This is a genomic window from Sediminitomix flava (genome assembly GCF_003149185.1).
GTDB lineage: Bacteria > Bacteroidota > Bacteroidia > Cytophagales > Flammeovirgaceae > Sediminitomix > Sediminitomix flava.
Genome location: NZ_QGDO01000001.1, coordinates 580,911 through 595,946, shown reverse-complemented (window position 1 = coordinate 595,946; position 15,036 = coordinate 580,911). Strand labels below are relative to the sequence as shown.

The following is a 15,036-nucleotide window of genomic DNA, read 5'->3' as shown; positions in this document are numbered from 1 at the left end:
TGAATAATGTAAAAATGGTACAGATTAATATTTAAATTTTTAAATTTAGAACTGTAACAAAATCAAATAATCTCGAATACATATTTCTGCTTGGAAAGCACTTACTTAACATCTGAGGCTTTCATTTTTTAGGGTAGAAAGAACTAAAACCTTAATACTCCATATGGAAAAGGGCTCAAATTACAGAAGGAATACATATAGGGCAGCAGCTAAAAATCAACCAAGGAATGTAGGAAACGCTCCACTTGAAGCGCGTGAAGAAGAACAAGAAGTATTGGAAGATAAGAAGAGTGACTTCAAGTTTGAATCTTTTTTACAGAGCTATAAACTACAAATGAGTTTGGGGATATTCTTAATCGGAATATCACTGTTCATGTTTTTGTCTTTGATCTCCTATCTTTTCTCGGGAATGGCAGATCAGAGCGTGGTAGAAGCAATGCAGTTTAAAGATATATTTTCTCCTACAGAGAAAGTAGAAAACTGGTTGGGTATAGCAGGGGCAGGGATTGCCCATTTCTTTATTTATCATTTGATTGGAGTACCATCATTGTTAATCGTTCCTATTTTCTTTACCACAGGCTACGAGTTAATTTCTAAAAAACGATTAGTAGATTTCAATACTATATTTGTCTATACTTTTTTCTTTACGGCATGGATTAGTCTTCTGCTAGGGTACATTGTGGCGGGTAGTGATGAGCCTTCAACACTTGCATTTATGTGTGGTGGAGTTGGTCTAGCTTGTGCCGAAGCTCTAAATAATGCATTCGGAGGAGGTACGATTATCGTACTGATTGTCTCGCTCTGTATTTTTGTCGTGAATATTGTAAGTCTAGAAACACTTTTTCAGTGGGTGGATCAACTACGTGAGCAGATTGAGCCTTATTTAGCGCGTTTTCAAAAGAAAGAAGAAATTTCAAACGAAGAATATTCTGAAGAGTTTGAAGAAGAAACCTATAATAATACTCAATTTCATAATCAAGGAATTCAAGAACAACAGAATGATTTTGGGAATCAATTTTCTGAGCCTCAAAACGATTTTGTTGAGGATGATTATTCTGAATCTGTAGCTGCTTTCGATGATGAAGACAATTGGGAGACAGTAATAAAAGAAGAGGAACAGATAGTTGAGGATGAACCAAAAGATACAATTGCTCAACAAGTAGTATCAACATCGATTGAGGAAGAACCTATAATTGAATCAAAACCTACAGAAGTAAGAAAAGAGGTAATAGAGCCAAAAACTACATATCAAGAGCCTGTTCAAAAAGAGGAACCAAAGCCTATAAAAACGGAAAAGAAAGAAGTTTTACCAGAACCAAAGGTAATTCCATTCAAGCCTAAATTAGAAGTTGTAAAGAAAGAAGAGAAAAAGGCAGAACCTCAGAAGTCATTGTATCATCAAGCTTTACGAACAAATGTTCCAGATGAGCCATTAGATTATAGAAAAGATACAACTGAGGAAAAGAATACAGTTGCTGAGAAAGATGAAAAAGCTTCGGATTTTGTACCAGAAGTGGTGGCATTGCCAGAGCCTGAAGTTTTGATTTCTAAAGAACAACTGCCGTATCCTGAAGCTGAGGAAGAAAAAGTTGTAACTACCCCGAAAGTTCAAGAAGAAAAAACAGATACAATTGAACGAAAAGCTGAAAAGGTAGAAATACAGAGTCATGGATTGATGCCTGTTTCAGAAGAACCTGAATTTCAAAAAGAGGAGCCTAAGCCATTGGCCGAAGAGCCGAAGCCTGTGCAAGAAGTAGTGAAAACTACAGCTGTGGTTCCTTCTCAAGTTCCTCAAATACCTCAACCACAGCAACAGGTTGAAGAGGAAGAACCCGCAGAACTTGAGGTCGAATATGAAGAGGTTGAAGAAAAAGTAGTGTCTAAATCTACCATGTCAGTACAGCATACAGATGATGTTGATCGAGCTGATGTGAGTTCGTTACATCAAGGCGAGCAGTTGATTATTGAAGATTCAAGTTACTACGATCCTCATTTAGACTTACCTCATTATAAATATCCAGATATTGATTTATTGCATGATACTGCTATTGAAGATATTGATGTATCTGAAGATGAGCTAGAGGAAAACAAGATGCGAATCATGCAGACTTTGCACCACTTCAAAATAGAGGTAGATACGATTTCTGCAGTTATTGGCCCTACAGTGACCTTGTATGAAATTGTTCCCGAGCGAGGAGTTAAAGTATCTAAGATTAAGAGCCTAGAAGATGATATCGCCTTGAGTTTGGCTGCAATTGGGATTAGAATTATTGCACCAATCCCAGGAAAAGGAACGATTGGAATTGAAGTTCCTAATAAAAATAGAAAAATGGTTTCTATTCGTTCGGTATTGGCTACTTCAAAGTTTATGGAGAACGATATGAGTCTTCCAGTAGCCCTAGGACGTACCATTTCAAATGAAGTTTATATTGCAGATTTGGCTAAAATGCCTCACCTCTTAATGGCAGGGGCGACAGGTCAAGGTAAATCTGTGGGTATAAATGTGCTGTTGGCATCGCTGCTTTATAAAAAGCATCCTTCTGAATTGAAGTTTGTGATGATCGATCCTAAAAAAGTAGAACTATCTATTTTTAATAAGATCGAGAAGCAGTTCTTGGCGAGTTTACCTGATGCAGAAGAGGCGATTATTACAGATACTTCTCAAGCCATTCATGTTTTGAATTCACTTTGTCGTGAAATGGATTCGAGGTATGACTTACTAAAAAATGCCAAGTGTAGAAACCTTAAGGAATACAATAAGAAATTCCAAGATAGAAGACTGAATCCGAATAAAGGGCATAGATATTTACCGTTTATAGTTCTATTCATCGATGAGTTGGCAGATTTAATGATGACGGCAGACAAAGACATTGAATTACCAATTGCACGTTTAGCACAATTAGCTCGAGCTATCGGAATTCATTTGGTTGTAGCCACGCAAAGACCTTCTGTGGATGTTATTACAGGTAAAATTAAAGCGAATTTCCCTGCTCGTTTATCATTTAGAGTAAGTTCTAAAATTGACTCGAGAACAATCTTGGATAATCCAGGAGCAGAGCAACTAGTGGGAATGGGAGATATGCTTTATTATTCTGGAAATGAAATGACCAGATTGCAATGTGCTTTCATTGATACGGAAGAAGTAGAAGGGTTATGCGATTTTATTGGCGAGCAGAAAGGATACGATACCGCTTATTTACTCCCAGAGTTTGAGGAAGAACAAAAAAGTTCTGGAGGAGTAGCAGGTCTTGATATGAGAGAACGAGATGCTCTTTTTGAAGATGCCGCTCGATTGATTATTCTAACTCAACAAGGAAGTACATCTTTGATTCAACGTAAACTGAGTCTGGGGTATAACCGTGCCGGTCGAATCATGGATCAGTTGGAAGCTGCAGGTATTGTGGGACCAAACGAAGGAAGTAAAGCAAGACAAGTCCTGATTCCAGATGAATTTACTTTCAATCAATTATTAGAAGATTTATAATTTCAAAAATAGAATGAGTAATAAAAGAGTTGTATTTATCACAGGTTGTAGTTCGGGTATTGGTTATGGTTTGACAAAACATTACCTAGAAGAAGGTGCTGAAGTTTATGCATTGAGTAGAAGACAGCCTGATGAGTTTACTTCTTTCTCAAATTTTCATTTCAAATCAATCGACTTGAATGATTTGGAAGGTGTTTCACTTCAATTGAAATCTTTGCTAGAAAACGTTAATCAAATTGATTTGGCCGTTTTGAATGCAGGGATTATCGGAGAAATAAAAGATATGGTAGATACTTCCATTTCTGAAATCCGAAATGTGATGGATGTGAATGTTTGGGCAAATAAATTGATTCTTGATGAACTCTTGAATAGCGAAAGGGCTTTGAAGCAAGTGGTAGCAATTTCATCGGGAGCAAGTGTAAATGGAAATCGAGGGTGGTCTGCCTATTCTTTATCGAAAGCAAGCTTAAATATGCTCATTAAACTTTATGCTGCCGAACATCCAGAAGTACAATTCAATTCTTTTGCTCCCGGTTTGGTAGATACTGCAATGCAGGATTATTTGTGTGGTGATGAATTGGATGAGGAAAAGTTTCCTAGTGCAAAAAGACTGAAAGCTGCTAGAAATACACCTACGATGCCAAAACCTGCTGAAGCTGCTCAAGTTTTTGATAAGGCCTTTTCATCTTTATTCAAATATGATAGTGGTGAATATGTAGATGTTCGTAAAATGGGAGAGTAGAATTGTCTACTCTTCCATTTTATTTGTAATAAAGAGCGTTATTTTTTAGGAAACAGTGTATAAAGAATTAATTTTGGTATAATTCCATGATTAGCTAATTTTCTTAGCGTAAATACTGTCAGAAGAATGATTAGATTTCTTGCGAAAAGATTTGTACATAGCTTTTTTGTCTTAATAGGTATAGTTCTAGTCGTTTTTTCACTTTTTCAATTGCTCCCAGGTGATCCTGTTTCTATGATGGCAGGTTACAGTACTACAATGTCTGAGCGTGAAGAGATGAGAAAAGAGTTAGGCTTAGACAAACCTGTTTCAGTTCAGCTTGTAAATTACTTGAATGATTTATCTTTCATTAGTGTCTATGAAGACACGCCTCAAAATGAATACAAGTATGACTATCAAAAGTTATTCTCGGTAAATGATTCACAGGTCGTATTGAAAAAACCTTATCTCGGTAAGTCTTTTCAAACCAATAAACGAGTAATAGATGTATTGTTGGAATATCTTCCAGGTACAATTCTGTTATCTCTAGCCGCCATGCTGATCTCTACTTTTTTGGGTGTAATCTTCGGCGTTTTATCAGCGCTCAATAAAGATTCTTTTTGGGATCACTTCTTTGTGGCTCTATCTACCTTTGGTATTTCAATTCCAACCTTTGTTTCTGCAATTATTATTTCGATTACTTTCGGCTATTACTTTGGTGATTTTACAGGTTTGTCAATGACAGGTTCATTGTATGAAACACTTCCGAGTGGAAAGAAAGTGATGAAACTTCAAAATATTATTTTACCTGCGATTACTTTAGGAATAAGACCGCTTTCAATCATCACACAGATGACAAGAAGCTCTTTACTTGAAGTTTTAAATCAGGATTATATAAGAACGGCAAGAGCAAAAGGCCTTGGTTTTATTAAAGTCGTATTTGTACATGCTTTAAGAAATGCTTTGAATCCAGTACTGACTACAGTAACAGGCTGGTTAGCTTCTCTAATGGCAGGAGCATTTTTTATCGAGTACATTTTTAAATGGAAAGGGATCGGTTATAAAACCATTCAAGCTGTTGAGAATATGGATTTACCAATCGTGATGGGGGCGACGATTATGGTTGGAACAATATTTATATTGGTAAATATATTCGTAGATATTTTATATGCATTTTTAGATCCAAGAGTAAGAATAGATGAGTAAGCGTAGGATATATTTGGTAGGAATGCCAGGATGTGGGAAATCTACTTTGGGTAAAGCATTAGCAGAAAAATTGAATTACACATTTGTCGATCTAGATACAGAGATTGAAAATGTAGAAAATAGAACAATTCCTCAGATTTTTGAGACCGAAGGTGAAGACTATTTTAGAAAAGTAGAACAGAAAGTCCTTCATGACAATCTTGTAGACAATGCTGTCATAGCAACAGGAGGAGGAGCTCCATGTTTTTTTGATAATATGGATTTTATCAAAAATAATGGTATTTCAATATTTATTGATGCAGATATTGAGCAGTTGGCGGAAAGAGTATTATCCCAAAAAGGTACCCGTCCATTGTTAAGTCACGCAGAAGACCTTTTGACAGTCTCAAAATCCTTAGAAGAAAAATACAATGCAAGACTGCCTTTTTATACAAAATCAGACTTCCGTTTATTCGTAAAAGATAAATCTGTTGAAAAGTTAGCCGAGGAGGTACATCAGTGGTTAAATCGTGATATTTGAAATCTAGGTTAAATTTTTAGCCTGATTTTCCATTTTTTATTTCTATAAGATTTAAATGAGGTGAAAAAATGATGAATTATTGAATTTTAATTAAGAAAAATTACAAAACGTTATGATTTTTGTCCTATTCTAGTTAAATTCAGTACGAATAATTACAATTTCCCTCAAACTTTTAACTTTTTCAGTAGGTATCATGAGAACAAAGCAACTTTTCCCGATTGCGTGTTTATTTTTTATGACAGTAAGTCTTTATCAGTGTGCTCAAACACAGAAAGAAGAAACAACAACTGAGGCAACAGAAGAAGTAGCTGTTGCTGAAGTAGCAGCAGTTGATTCTGCAGTAGTTGATTCTACCGCTGTCGCAGTGGCTGACTCTACAGTAGCAGATTCTACTGTCGTAGAAGAAGTGAAAGTTGAAGAAACTGCTGAAGCATCTGCAGAGTAGTTCTCTTAAAGTTTATTTAAACTTCGAAAAAAACTCCTAGAATATGATTTTCTAGGAGTTTTTTTATGCAGAAATATAACTTTTTTTATAATTTGTTTAATATTTTTGTCAAATGTATGCGTATGAAAGGAGTTGACTTTAAACAAACTGCTTTGATACAAGAGGTGAACAAATGTAGAAACGACCATGAAAAGACTAGTTAATTTATTTTTTTTACTTCTACTTCCGCTATCATTCTTATTTGCTCAAGAGGCAGATACAGTTTTGACAGACACAACGGGGTATGAGCCAAAAAGTACTTTTTTTCCTTATGCATCATACACTCCTGAAACGAGTGTAGAATTTGGTGCTTTGTTTTTGAGACAGTTTAAGTTTGCAAATGCAGGAGAAGAGACAAGACCATCATTTTATAGAGCGTGGGGGAATTATACGCTCAATAATCAAATGAATATTGGAGCTGAAAACAACTTTATTCTTCCTGGAGAAGAGTGGATGTTTAATGGCTTTATTTCATATAAAGATTTCCCTGAGAAGTTTTATGGGTTTGGAGAGTCGCAATTAGACTCTGCAGCATTAATGGAATGGAAAATGTTTTATGTAGAGCAAGCGTTTATGAGAGGTCTAGGTAATGGACTTTTTGTAGGTGCACAAGCTAGATACTTTAACATGTGGGATGTCGGGTTTGATGATCCAGAAGTATGGAGTGAGATTAAAGCTCTTGAAGACTACGATAGAATTCTAGGAATGGGTGATGAAAATACGAGTGGAAAGAACGCATCTTTAGGTCTAGGTTTAGTCATGGTTTGGGATACTAGAAATAGTGTTTTAGCTCCATCTAAAGGTTTTTATCTGGAATTATCATCTTACTGGCACAGTGAAAACTTCGGAAGTACTCAAACTTATGGACAGTATAAAATTGATGGACGTAAGTATTTCTCATTCTTTAATGGTGAAAGTGTATTAGGATTGCATACGCTTATGCAGTTTACGACAGGAGATGCTCCTTTCAGAGAAGTAGGGATGATGGGAGGAAAGCTAATGATGAGAGGAACATACTACGGTCAGTTCAGAGATAATCACATGATCGCTTTCCAAACAGAGTGGAGACAACACATCTATGGTAGATGGGGTGCTGTAGCTTTTGCTGGAGTTGGGCAAGTAGCTGAAACACTAGGTGATATTTCTGCTTCAAGATTTGAAACAAGTTTTGGTGTAGGACTTCGTTTTAATATCAATAAGAAAGATCCTGCCAACATTCGTGTTGATTATGGATTTGGACCTAATGGAGGAAATTTATATGCTGACTTTGGAGAAGTATTCTAGAGTTTAGAAAACATACTTTATTTTTAAAGAAAGGAAGGTTATTTTAAAACCTTCCTTTTTTATTTCTATTTATTATAAGGAACTGTTGTTTTAATTTTTCCCATAATAACTGTTTATATACTAGTTTTACAGCATAAATAACCTAGAGGAATTAGGAGAAAGTGAAAAATCTAAAATCATATTTGAGAAAGACTTATCTATTGTCGGGTTTAAGAATGACAATAGCGATAGTTGTACCTATCATATTGGGTGCTATTTTGGGAGATATCAGTACGGGGGTGATAGCAGGTGTTGGAGCGATGTGTCTTGGTCTTTCCGATTCTCCAGGAACTTTCAAGGAAAAGTTTAATGGTCTTCTAGTAGCGAATATTTTTGTATTTGCGATAACCTTCATTGGAAGCTTTTTAGCTCCCTATTTTATATCCCTTTTATTGTTTATTGTCTGTGCATGCTTTTTCTTATCTATTATTTCAGTCTATGGAAATAGAGCTGCAATGATAGGAACAGCAACTATGATTGCACTTACATTTTCATTTTCTGTAGAAAGGACACCATTAGAGGCTTTTCTTTTTGCTTCTTGGACACTTGCAGGAGGAATAGGATATTCTTTTATTTCGTTACTTTTTTGGGGCGTAAAACCTTATCAGATGATTCAAAACGAATTGTCTGCTACATATCTTGAAACAGGAAAGTATATTCAACTGAAATCAAAACTTTACGGGCATGTAGGTGCTACGGATTCTTTATCCGATAGTCTGATTAAGCAGCAGTTAAATGTCTCGGTGCAACAGAATAAAGTCAGAGAGTTATTATTAAATAGAAGGTCAGCTTTACAGGGGACAACTCGTTTAGGTCGATCAATGGTCATTCTACTCAAGCGAGTGGTCGATCTGTATGAGATGGCTAATGTGATTCATTATGACTATGAAGAATTGAATAACTCAATGCCCTCAAGCTTGATGAGCAAAGTTGGAGGTGTTTTCAATGCCATTGGAGAACAAATGATAGAAATGGGCTATCATATTCAGAGAGGAGAGCGTTGGAAAAGTACGAATGATCAGGAGGAAGTAATACAAGAATTGGTAGCTGAAGTAGATGAACTCATTAAGTTACATGTAGAAGATTACCCATTCAGACATTTAGTGGCACTTAAGAATATTCTTAGAAACTTCTCTAGGCTTAATCGAAAACTACTAAGAACAGGGAAATACAGTAACCCTTCAGTTGATCTGAAGATTGATCAGCCAAAAGAGTTAACGCTTTCAGCATTTACCGCACCTACAAGTTATTCTATACAGAAACTACTGAATAACCTTAGTTTAGAATCTGCATACTTCAGGCATGCAATCAGAATGTCTGCAACAGTGAGTTTGGCTTTTGTTGTTGTCCGATTTTTAGGAGTTCAAGAAGGGTATTGGGCTTTATTGGCTATTGTCGTAATTCTAAAGCCAAGTTTTAGCGCAACCAAACAACGAGTTTTTGAAAGAGCATTAGGGACGATTTTTGGAGGTGGAATCAGTTTTCTGATTTTTCCATTTATCTCGAATTCATTTATTTCATTTACACTACTGTTTGCTTTCACGCTAGCTACGTTTTCTCTTCTGAGTTTTAATTATGGACTTGGAGTGCTGTTTATTACGCCTTATGCCATTCTTCTATTTTCTTTTTCGAAAGGAGGAGATATGGATATTGCATGGATTAGGATTGTAGATAACCTTGTTGGGGCTTCTTTAGCATGGATCGCGAATTATTTGATTTTCCCAAATTGGGAATACAAAAATTCTAAAACGAAACTTCAAGCCGTTCTGAAAGCCAATCATAGCTATTTGATGGAGGTGATGAAGATTTATACGGGTGAAGACTATAATGAGAACAACTTTAAGTTAGCGAGAAAGCAAGCATATATAGAAAATGCAAACCTTGTAGATTCTTTTCAAAGTATGTTGGCAGAGCCTAAAAGATATCAGAAAGATAAAACACATATTCACTCCTTCGTGATTTACAGTCAAGAATTTGCAGCACACACAGCTACTTTGGCTGTCTATCGTAAAACGATACCTCAACAGTTTCTTTTTCCAGAATTTAAAGACTTGAGAAAAGAGATTAGTAAAATTCTAACCCAAGCAGAAAAGAATCTGATTTCAACACATTCTAGAGAAAATGAAACCTCTTTTCAAATAGAAGAACTTGAGAAATTATCTACTAGAAATTCTGAGTTGATTAATAAACGAATTGAAGAAATTCAGGAAGGACAAATAGAAACAGAGACAAAATATCTTTTGACGGATGTGATGTTAGTGGAGAATCAGTTTCAGTATTTGATTCAATTATCTCAAAATTTCTTGTCGAACTCGAGGAAAATCACCACCGATTAATTGTTTTGAAAAATCAAAAAATTGTATCATATTGATATGTAGTAGGGGAGAATAAAGAAGGAATATTCGGCTTATGCCATAACTCATATTAAACATCTCTAACTCACTATCTGTTATAAGGTAGTTCTTCCCTGTAAGAACAGCGTAACCGTAAAGACTACTAACCAAGTACCCGACACGACCAAGTGTTGGCATTGATACAATGATTACAAACGAATTTAATTCTATAAAAGTAAGGACTTCACAGCTCTTAAATGAAATGAGTGTAGGTCTTTATGAAAGAGAAGAAGTAATTGCGTTAGCTTTTTTAAGTGCAATTGCGGGTGAAAGTATTTTTATGTTAGGCCCTCCGGGTGTAGCAAAAAGTATGGTAGCAAGGAGATTAAAGCATGCTTTCAAAGATGGAAAGTCTTTTGAATACTTAATGAATAGATTCAGTACTCCCGATGAAATATTTGGACCTGTTTCTATTCACAAGTTAAGTAAGGAAGATAAGTTTGAAAGACTAACCGATCATTACTTGCCTGGAGCTTCTGTTGTATTTTTAGATGAAATCTGGAAAGCAGGGCCATCTATCCAAAATGCATTATTGACAGTCATCAATGAAAAACTTTATAGAAATGGAGAACAAGAAGTTAAAGTAAAACTTCAAGGTCTTCTTGCTGCGTCCAATGAGCTTCCAGCGCGGGGTGAAGGACTCGAAGCGTTGTGGGATCGTTTCTTATTGAGATATTATGTTTATGGGATTCAAGAAGATGATCATTTCTTTGATATGATTACTTCCACTATTCCTGAGGATATAGAACTAGACCAAAATCTTCAAATTTCAGTTGAAGAATTGGCACATTGGGATGCTTTAATTGATGAAATAGAAGTTCCCAAAGAAGTTCGTAAAGTCATTTCAGTCATCCGAAAGTACATCAAATCATATAATACCGAGTCTCAGCAAAAAGCTAATCATGACGATATAATCTATGTTTCTGATAGGAGATGGCGAAAAATCATTCGTCTGATACGAACATCTGCTTTCTTAAATGGACGGAAAGAAGTTGATCTGATGGATTGTTTTGTGATGATGCATTGTATTTGGAATAACCCAGTACAAATGGATTTGGTGGCAAGATGGGTTGGTGAAGCAATTCAAAAATATGGATTTAGTACAAAATTCAGTCTTGATGCGTTGAAAAATAAAATTGATGAGTTTCAAGAAGAAGTAGAGGAAGAAACGAAAGAAGCAAAGACGCTAAATGCGTATTTACCCGAACTGTTTGATGAGAGATATTACCGAATTAGCAATTTCGATAGTTCTTTTGACCGCATTTTAAAAGAAGATTTTGAGATTTTATCAGGGGCAATTACGACCATGTCCCTTTATAATGCATCTTCCCAATCTCAAAAATATTCTATCAGTAAGCTCGCAGCCGATGAGGTGGAGGTGAGTATCAATAATACATATAGAAGGTTTAAGCTGAAGTCTTCACAACAGCAACGTACAGGATTTGTTATTCGAAAAATATCACAAGAAAAGGTGGCCGAATTCGATCAAGAGGCAAATCAAATACTCAATTATCTAAATGAGGTAGCTGAACAAATTGCAGATTATCGAGCAAGTGAGAAAGTAGTAGGCAGTCTATTCTTGAATGAACAGACGCAAAATTTATTTCACGATTCACTGAATGAGACTTTAAGAGTTGTTCTAGAAAGAAAGCTGAAGATCGAGAAGGTGAAGTCATCATATCGCTCGTAATTGTTTTTATGTATTCTGTTTTATGATAATTGAAATAATGTGCTTGAAAGTAAAGACCAAGATATAGACCAACGTTTAGAAGAAAAGCTCGAAATGTTTCGTCTTTTCGGCACTTTGGGTAGTCGGAAACAACGAAAGAATTTATGTGCTTATCTTGAACGGGTTGCTAAAGGAAAAAATATTACTCACCGACAGACATCGAATTCCTCAGATTTTAGTTGGCTTTATGATATTGTTCATGAAGTATTGGATACTCCAGGACTTCAAGATCAACTCAAAAAACATGATGCTTTAAGGAAAGAGGTGGTTTTAGACCTTATAAAGTTTTTAGAGGAGCAGATTAAAATTAAAAAGTCTGCTTCTTTTAGCTCGTCATCTTCCAAGTCTCAAAACTCTAATCAAAAGAAAAATAAGGTTTCAAGAATGCTGTCTTCATTATCGAAAAAATTGACTTTCGGTAAACAAAAAAACAGCAATAAGGGTGGGAAGAGAGAACGTATGAAGCGTCTCAATAAGAAAGTTGAGAAATATCTAAAGCTTGAAAAAATGCTAGATCCATTCACAAATTCTTACAGTAAGCTTGTAGGGAAGACAAAAGGTGTATGGCGAGATACTGGTTTTAAAGTGTTGGAGCATTACGATGAATTATTAGAAAATGAAGGTGAATTACAAGAATTAGCAGATCTTCTGGGTAGGTATCGTAAGGCTGAACAAGAGTTGATGGATAAAGATCTGGAGGGTGTTGTTAAAGAAAAAATCCAAATAAGTTATTCAAGAAAAGAAGAAGTAGTTGGAGTGCATGAAAGTAATGAACTGTCATATGTACTTCCTATTGAACTATCACTGTTGAGCGAGGAGAAAACTTCGACTATCTTTTTTCAAAAATATGCAGAAAAGAAACTTCAAACTTTTCAATTAACAGGGAAAGATAAGCTAAAGACAGAAGACGAAAAGAAGAAAAAAAGTGGTGAAGGAGATGAAAATAGAAAAGGTCCAATAATTATTTGTGTTGATACAAGTGCTTCTATGTGGGGTGTAGCTGAAAAAACAGCTAAAGTTTTATGTTTTGGCTTGTTGAAAGTTGCACTGAGGGAGAATAGAAAGTGTTTTTTGATTTCATTCTCAAAAGAGATTCAAACTTTAGAGTTAACCCAATTCCAGCATTCCTTACAAGAATTGATTGAGTTTTTAAAAATGTCGTTTGCAGGAGGAACAGATACTTCAAAAGCAATCCGTAAAAGCTTAGACCTTTTAGCTGAGAAACCGTACAAATCTGCTGATGTTTTATTGTTGACGGATGGAGATATGCCACAGCTTGATCCAAAACTGTCTTTAGAAATTAGAGATCGACGTGATAAAGGTCATTTTTTCTTTCAAGTTATTTTCGGTCATGAAACCAATGCAAAATTACTTCCGGCCTTTGATGAACATATTTTTTATCATCCAGGTAAGAAGGAAAATTTGAAGAAAATTGTGAAAGACCTTAAAAATTGGGGGAAAAGACGCAAAAAATAGAAGAAAGATAAAAAGCTCATATTAAGCTGATTTTAAGCTGCATTAGCAAATAATATTAAATTCTTGTGAATTTTTTTCAATTCTTTAGCATAAAAAAAGTCCAAAAAATTTCATTTCCTAAACTAAAAATGTGAAAATTACGCTCGAATTACTTTATGCCTTAAGAAGAAAGCCTTAAGTTTGTACTGAAAAATAAAAGCAGTAGTAAGTTTAAAAGGTGGAGATAATGCTAGGACAAAACAAAGTGTTTCTAATTGGGACATTCGTCTTAACAATACTTTTTTCGGTTGGAAGTTTTTTAGTCGGAGAGTGGGAGATAGCGGAGATGCCCTTACATTTGGTGATTACATCGTTAGGATTTAACGTGTTTTTGGTGTTGATATCTTACTTTGTGACAATGTCTGGAGGTAAGCAAGGTATCTTTGAGCTGGGAAATTATTTTATGGGAGTAATGATCTTTCGAATGTTTTTTTCATTGATTGTGATCGTTTTATACTTCTTTAAATTTCCAGATTTGAAATTGCAGTTTACGATTGCATTTTTCATTTTCTATTTCTCGTTCACTGTGTTTGAAATTATTAACTTATTCTCTAAATTGCGCCAAAAATCTGATAGAGATTAAAGATTCCAATGAAGAACTTGAACATTTCTGCGGTGAGAATTTGGATCCTTAGTATCGCCTTATGCGGTTGGTTTGGCCTAAACTCGGCTCAAGCTGCTGCTACAGGAGAAGATAACGGAGGGGAAGAATTGAATGTGGGTGAACTGATTATCCACCACGTTATTGACGATTATAGTTGGCACTTTGCCGACTGGGAAGACGAAGAAGGGCACGAACATCACTTGTCGATACCTCTTCCTGTTATCCTTTATACCGATGGTAATTTAGATGTTTTTATGTCTAGTGCTTTTGATCATGGACACACTGTCAAAAAAGATGATCGTGAGTATAAATTAGATCATGGACACATCACAGAATTGAGTGGAGCACATCCAATCGATCTGTCAATTACTAAAAACGCAGCTTCAATGTTGCTTTCGGTAATTATTATGTTGATTGTTTTCAGTGCTGTTGCAAACGGTTACAAGAAGCGTCCAGGACAAGCTCCAAAAGGAATCCAATCTTTGGTTGAGCCAATTATCATTTTCGTAAGAGATGAAATTGCTATTCCTAACTTGGGTAAGAAAAAGTACATGAAGTACTTCCCTTATTTGTTGTGTTTATTCTTCTTTATTTGGATAAACAACTTGTTAGGACTTCTACCAGGTGCAGCCAATACTTCTGGTAATATTGCCTTTACAATGACAATGGCAGTTATTACTATGTTGATTGTAAACCTTAGTGGTAATAAGCATTACTGGGGACATATCTTCAATACTCCTGGTGTGCCATGGTGGTTGAAGTTTCCTCTTCCTTTGATGCCTGCAGTAGAACTTATTGGTGTGCTTTCTAAGCCTTTCGCCTTGATGGTTCGTCTATTTGCAAACATTACAGCAGGTCACATCATCATCTTGTCATTCATATGTATGATTTTCATCTTCCAAAATGCAGCTATTGCAGCTCCTGTTGGTTTGATCGTTGTTCCATTGTTCTTCCTAGAACTTTTTGTAGCAGCACTTCAAGCTTACATTTTCACGCTGCTAACAGCATTATTTATAGGTGATGCAGTACAAGATCATCATTAATCTGAATAAAGATC

General features: G+C 35.5%; 10 protein-coding genes. All 10 read left to right on the top strand.

Annotated features, from left to right (window positions below; genetic code table 11):
• The first annotated feature begins 163 nt into the window (after window positions 1-163).
• The 10 genes from BC781_RS02260 (at window position 164) to atpB (ending at window position 15,022) form a co-directional block, all read left to right on the top strand.
• The gene (locus BC781_RS02260; RefSeq protein ID WP_109615625.1) at window positions 164-3,484 is read left to right on the top strand and encodes a DNA translocase FtsK 4TM domain-containing protein; all 3,321 of its coding nucleotides are present in this window, start codon (window positions 164-166) and stop codon (window positions 3,482-3,484) included.
• 13 nt (window positions 3,485-3,497) lie between these two features.
• A complete protein-coding gene (locus BC781_RS02255) occupies window positions 3,498-4,226 on the top strand; it encodes an SDR family NAD(P)-dependent oxidoreductase (protein ID WP_109615624.1) in 729 nt (242 codons plus the stop codon).
• Between the two features lie 126 nt (window positions 4,227-4,352).
• Window positions 4,353-5,411 (top strand): ABC transporter permease, encoded by a 1,059-nt coding sequence (locus tag BC781_RS02250; protein WP_109615623.1) that lies wholly within the window; start codon window positions 4,353-4,355, stop codon window positions 5,409-5,411.
• Window positions 5,404-5,931: a shikimate kinase gene (locus BC781_RS02245; protein ID WP_109615622.1), complete on the top strand. Its 528-nt coding sequence runs from the start codon at window positions 5,404-5,406 to the stop codon at window positions 5,929-5,931. The genes BC781_RS02250 and BC781_RS02245 overlap by 8 nt, the downstream gene beginning before the upstream one ends.
• A 193-nt stretch (window positions 5,932-6,124) precedes the next feature.
• Entirely contained in the window at window positions 6,125-6,376 is a 252-nt protein-coding gene (locus tag BC781_RS02240) for a hypothetical protein (RefSeq protein WP_146201606.1), read from the top strand.
• 186 nt (window positions 6,377-6,562) lie between these two features.
• On the top strand, window positions 6,563-7,699 hold the full coding sequence (locus BC781_RS02235; RefSeq protein ID WP_109615620.1) for a BamA/TamA family outer membrane protein: 1,137 nt from the start codon (window positions 6,563-6,565) through the stop codon (window positions 7,697-7,699).
• A gap of 215 nt (window positions 7,700-7,914) precedes the next feature.
• Window positions 7,915-10,074: an FUSC family protein gene (locus tag BC781_RS02230; protein WP_109615619.1), complete on the top strand. Its 2,160-nt coding sequence runs from the start codon at window positions 7,915-7,917 to the stop codon at window positions 10,072-10,074.
• A gap of 202 nt (window positions 10,075-10,276) precedes the next feature.
• Window positions 10,277-11,821 carry an AAA family ATPase gene (locus BC781_RS02225; protein ID WP_109615618.1) on the top strand — a complete coding sequence of 515 codons (1,545 nt, stop codon included), beginning with the start codon at window positions 10,277-10,279 and terminating at the stop codon, window positions 11,819-11,821.
• A 39-nt stretch (window positions 11,822-11,860) separates the two neighbouring features.
• The gene (locus BC781_RS02220) at window positions 11,861-13,336 is read left to right on the top strand and encodes a VWA domain-containing protein (RefSeq protein ID WP_109615617.1); all 1,476 of its coding nucleotides are present in this window, start codon (window positions 11,861-11,863) and stop codon (window positions 13,334-13,336) included.
• Window positions 13,337-13,966: 630 nt separating this feature from the next.
• Window positions 13,967-15,022 (top strand): F0F1 ATP synthase subunit A, encoded by a 1,056-nt coding sequence (atpB, locus tag BC781_RS02210; protein ID WP_109615615.1) that lies wholly within the window; start codon window positions 13,967-13,969, stop codon window positions 15,020-15,022.
• Window positions 15,023-15,036: the final 14 nt, after the last annotated feature.

Excerpts from the sequence above, each read along its gene's own strand:
- BC781_RS02260 (WP_109615625.1), top strand. The coding sequence starts at position 164 with ATGGAAAAGGGCTCAAATTACAGAAGGAATACATATAGGGCAGCAGCT.
- BC781_RS02255 (WP_109615624.1), top strand. The coding sequence starts at position 3,498 with ATGAGTAATAAAAGAGTTGTATTTATCACAGGTTGTAGTTCGGGTATT.
- BC781_RS02250 (WP_109615623.1), top strand. The coding sequence starts at position 4,353 with ATGATTAGATTTCTTGCGAAAAGATTTGTACATAGCTTTTTTGTCTTA.
- BC781_RS02245 (WP_109615622.1), top strand. The coding sequence starts at position 5,404 with ATGAGTAAGCGTAGGATATATTTGGTAGGAATGCCAGGATGTGGGAAA.
- BC781_RS02240 (WP_146201606.1), top strand. The coding sequence starts at position 6,125 with ATGAGAACAAAGCAACTTTTCCCGATTGCGTGTTTATTTTTTATGACA.
- BC781_RS02235 (WP_109615620.1), top strand. The coding sequence starts at position 6,563 with ATGAAAAGACTAGTTAATTTATTTTTTTTACTTCTACTTCCGCTATCA.
- BC781_RS02230 (WP_109615619.1), top strand. The coding sequence starts at position 7,915 with ATGACAATAGCGATAGTTGTACCTATCATATTGGGTGCTATTTTGGGA.
- BC781_RS02225 (WP_109615618.1), top strand. The coding sequence starts at position 10,277 with ATGATTACAAACGAATTTAATTCTATAAAAGTAAGGACTTCACAGCTC.
- atpB (WP_109615615.1), top strand. The coding sequence starts at position 13,967 with ATGAAGAACTTGAACATTTCTGCGGTGAGAATTTGGATCCTTAGTATC.